This is a genomic window from Streptomyces sp. NPDC056948 (assembly GCF_042674225.1).
Taxonomy (GTDB): domain Bacteria; phylum Actinomycetota; class Actinomycetes; order Streptomycetales; family Streptomycetaceae; genus Streptomyces; species Streptomyces purpurascens.
The window spans coordinates 1-4017 of the sequence record NZ_JBHUQX010000614.1; the positions used below are offsets into that span (position 1 = coordinate 1).

General features: G+C 72.7%; 4 protein-coding genes. 3 read left to right on the plus strand and 1 reads right to left on the minus strand.

Annotation, left to right across the window (positions count from 1 at the left end):
• A partial coding sequence (locus tag ACFTZL_RS42180) for an NADPH-dependent FMN reductase (RefSeq protein ID WP_382595101.1) occupies positions 1 to 367 on the minus strand: 367 nt, incomplete at its 3' end.
• A gap of 131 nt (positions 368 to 498) precedes the next feature.
• Here ACFTZL_RS42180 and ACFTZL_RS42185 point away from each other — a divergent pair.
• The 3 genes from ACFTZL_RS42185 (at position 499) to ACFTZL_RS42195 (ending at position 3982) form a co-directional block, all read left to right on the plus strand.
• Entirely contained in the window at positions 499 to 1167 is a 669-nt protein-coding gene (locus tag ACFTZL_RS42185; protein ID WP_382595104.1) for a TetR/AcrR family transcriptional regulator, read from the plus strand.
• An 82-nt stretch (positions 1168 to 1249) separates the two neighbouring features.
• On the plus strand, positions 1250 to 2299 hold the full coding sequence (locus tag ACFTZL_RS42190; RefSeq protein ID WP_382595107.1) for a LacI family DNA-binding transcriptional regulator: 1050 nt from the start codon (positions 1250 to 1252) through the stop codon (positions 2297 to 2299).
• Between the two features lie 246 nt (positions 2300 to 2545).
• Positions 2546 to 3982 (plus strand): aldehyde dehydrogenase family protein, encoded by a 1437-nt coding sequence (locus tag ACFTZL_RS42195; protein ID WP_382595110.1) that lies wholly within the window; start codon positions 2546 to 2548, stop codon positions 3980 to 3982.
• The last annotated feature ends 35 nt before the right edge of the window (positions 3983 to 4017 follow it).

Consider the following 4017-nt stretch of genomic DNA (forward strand, 5'->3'; position numbering starts at 1 on the left):
CACCGCCGAACTGGCCGAAGGCGGTGCCGACCACGGCGACCGGCAGGCCGCTGAGCGCACCGGCGCCGTACGGGCGGGACAGCCAGTCGATGGCGTTCTTCAGGACGGCCGGGATGGTGCCGTTGTACTCGGGCGTGAACAGGATCAGACCGTCGGCCGCTTCGGCGGCCTCGCGCAGCTTCACGGCGGCGGCCGGAATACTGCCCTCGACGTCGATGTCCTCGTTGTAGAAGGGGATCTCGGCGAGGCCCTCGAACAGGTTCACCTCGGCACCCTCGGGGGCGAGCTTGACGGCCGCCTCGGCGAGCTGGCGGTTGTGCGACCCGGCGCGAAGGCTGCCGACGAGCGCGAGGATGCGAACAGACATGCTGACTCCCACGTAGAGAAAGACTGCTGCGAAACACAGCCGTTACGATCCGGACCGAGGTCCGCTTATTGTTTCTAGCATCCTAACCGGACCGCGGTCCAGTTTTGTTCCCGATGCTTTACGCTGGCTTCATGTCCACCGCCCCGCCCCCCTTCCCGACGCCCCAGGAGCCCGTCGCCCTTCCCGAGCTGCTCCAGCTCGAGAACGCCCCGGAGGTCGACGAGCCGTGCCTGCGGGCCGACGCCGCGCGCAACCGGGCCCGGCTGCTGGAGGCCGCCGGGCGGCTGGTGGCGGAGCGCGGCGCGGACGGCGTCACCATGGAGGCGGTGGCAGCGGCGGCCTGCGTGGGCAAGGGCACGGTCTTCCGCCGGTTCGGCGACCGGACGGGCCTGCTGACGGCGCTGCTCGACCACTCCGAGAAGAAGTTCCAGGCCGCGTTCCTCAGCGGCCCGCCGCCGCTCGGACCCGGAGCGCCGCCCGTGGAGCGGCTGCGGGCGTTCGGCCGCGCGATGCTCCACCGGTCGAACGAAGACCTGGAGCTGCAGCTGGCGGCAGAGCCGGGCGCGAACCGCCGCTTCATCAGCCCGGCGCGCAGCGTGCTGCGCCACCACGTGGCCGTGCTCCTGCGTCAGGCGATCCCCGAAGCGGACTGCGAACTCCTCTCCCACACGCTGATGGGCCAGCTCGACCCGGCCCTGATCCACCACCTGACCAAGCAGTGCGGGATACCCCTGGCCCGCCTCGAGGAGGCGTGGACCGACCTGGTCGACCGGCTGACGGGCGCGGAATCCACCCCTTAGAGACGCCCGTCGCCCCCCCGTGAACGCTCACGGCTTCGTCACAACTCCCCCGCCGGAAGCGCGCATTGAGGCTTCTGCCAAGATGCCGTACGTCATGGTGCAGATACCGAAAACGCCCGCGCCCCCGTCCCCCGCACCGATGCGCTCCGTGCCCACGAGCGCCGATGTGGCCCGCCTGGCCGGCGTCTCGCGCGCGACCGTCTCCTACGTCCTCAACAACACCAGCGCCGTACGGATCAGCGAGCCCACGCGCCGCCGGGTCCACGAGGCCGCGAAGGAACTCGGGTACGTGCCGCACGCGGCGGCCCGCTCCTTGCGCGCCGGGCACAGCCGTATGGTCCTGATCCCCGCGCCGACCTTCCCCGTCGGCCCGCTCTACAGCCGGTTCCTCACCGACCTCCAGGTCGCGCTCGGCGGCCTGGACTACACGGTCGTGCAGTACGGCACCGGCGGCCCGCACGGCGACGACGCCGCCCGCGCCTGGGCCGAACTGCGGCCCGTGGCCGTGCTGGTGCCCGGTTCCGGACTCGGTCCGCGCGGAGTGGCGGTACTCAAACGCTCCGGGGCCCGGGCCGTGGTCACCCTCGGCCCCGAGACCATCGAGGGCGCGCACGCCCTGCTCATGGACCACGACGTCGTCGGCTACAGCGCGGGCGCCCACCTCTACGACCGCGGCCGCCGCCGGATCGGCGTCGTCGTCCCGCAGGAACCCGGCCTCGAGGCGTTCTCCGCGCCCCGGCTCGACGGTGTGCGCCATTCCCTGCGGGGCACCGACGCCACGGTGACCGAACTGCCCCTCGCCTACGAGGAACAGGCCGCGGCGCGCCTCGCCGCCCGCTGGCGGACCCTCGGCCTGGACGGCGTGTTCACCTACAACGACGAGTACGCGATGCTGCTGATGCGGGCCCTGCAGGACGAGGGCATCCGCATCCCGGAGGAGACGGCCGTGGTCGGCGCCGACGATCTGATGCTCGGCCGGCTGCTGCGGCCGCGGCTGAGCACCGTCCACCTGGAGCTGCCCTCCGGCCGTGAACTCGCCGAACTGGTCGACCGCGCCGTGCGCAAGCCCGGGACCGAGCCCGAGACACACAAGGTGCTGGGCGCGACGGTGCTGCACCGCGACTCGAGTTGACCCGCCGGAGGGCAACTCCTCGGCAGGCGAACGGAATTCCCCGGCCGACAGGCGGCGCCGGTCGTCGCCCTGAGGCATGACTAGGATGTTGCATCATCAACAAAATGGGGGCGCGTGCGAACGCGGCCGCAGCCCACACGGCTGCCCCGGATCGCCGCGCCCCGCCCTGTGACCGCCGAACCGGCCCAGTTCCGACGGGAGTTCACTCATCCCGTACGCCGGTGACCGATCGATCGGAGAGCCGTCATGCCGTTGCTCGACACCAGGACCTGGCAGCCCTACGCCCTCGCGGGGCCCGGGTACACCGTCACCGAGCCCGCCACCGGCCAAGCCCTCGGCACCCTCGCCCTCGCCACCCCCGAGGACGTCGGTGCCGCCGCCGGGCGCGCGGCCGCCGCCCAGCGCGAGTGGGCCCGCGCCCCGCACTTCGCGCGCGCCGCCGTACTCCGCAAGGCGGGCGACCTGTTCACCGCGCACGCCGCCGAACTGCGTGAATGGATCGTCCGCGAGTCCGGTTCCGTCCCCGGCAAGGCCGACTTCGAACTGCATGTCGCCGCCCAGGAGTGCTACGAGGCCGCCGCGCTCGCCTCCCGCCCGGCCGGCCAGGTCCTGCCCAGCGAGGCGCCGCGCCTGTCGTACACGCGCCGCGTCCCGGCCGGTGTGGTGGGCGTCATCTCACCGTTCAACGCCCCGCTGATCCTGTCCATCCGCTCCGTCGCACCCGCCCTGGCCCTGGGCAACGCGGTCCTCCTTAAGCCGGACCCGCGCACGGCCGTCTGCGGAGGACTGTCCCTGGCGGCGGTCCTCGCCGCCGCGGGCCTGCCGCAGGACCTGCTGCACGTGCTCCCCGGCGGCCCGGACGCCGGACAGGCCCTGGTCTCCGACCCGCGCGTGCCGGTCATCTCCTTCACGGGCTCCACCGCCGCCGGACGGGCCGTCGGCGAGGCCGCCGGCCGTCACCTCAAGCGGGCGCACCTGGAACTGGGCGGCAACTCGGCCATGATCGTGCTGGCGGACGCCGACCTCGACGCGGTGATCTCCACCGCCGCCTGGGGCTCGTTCTTCCACCAGGGCCAGATCTGCATGACGACCGGACGCCACCTGGTGCACGCGTCCCTGTACGACGAGTACGTCGAGCGGCTGGCCGCCAAGGCGGACTCCCTCGCCGTCGGCGACCCGTACCGCGAGCAGGTCCACCTGGGACCCATCATCGACTCCGGGCAGCTCGCCAAGATCAGCGGGCTGGTCGAGTCCAGCAGGGCGGCGGGCGCCAAGATCGCAGCGGGCGGCACGCACGACCGGCTCTTCTACCGGCCCACCGTCCTCGCCCATGTCGACGACCACACCCCGGCGTACACGGAGGAGGTCTTCGGACCGGTGGCGCCCGTACGCTCCTTCACCACCGCCGACGAGGCGGCGGCGCTGGCCGCGCAGGGCCCGTACGGCCTCTCCCTGGGCATCGTCACCCGGGACCCGGCCCGCGGCCTGGACCTCGCCGACCGCATACCGACCGGCATCGTCCACATCAACGACCAGACCGTGAACGACGAGGCCGTGGCGCCGTTCGGCGGGGTGGCGTCCTCCGGCACCGGCGCCCGCTTCGGCGGCGAGGCCAATCTGGAGGCCTTCACCGAACTGCGCTGGACGACGGTACGCGCAGACGTGGCCCCGTACCCCTTCTAGGCCGGACACGACCCGGGTGCCGGACACGACCTGGG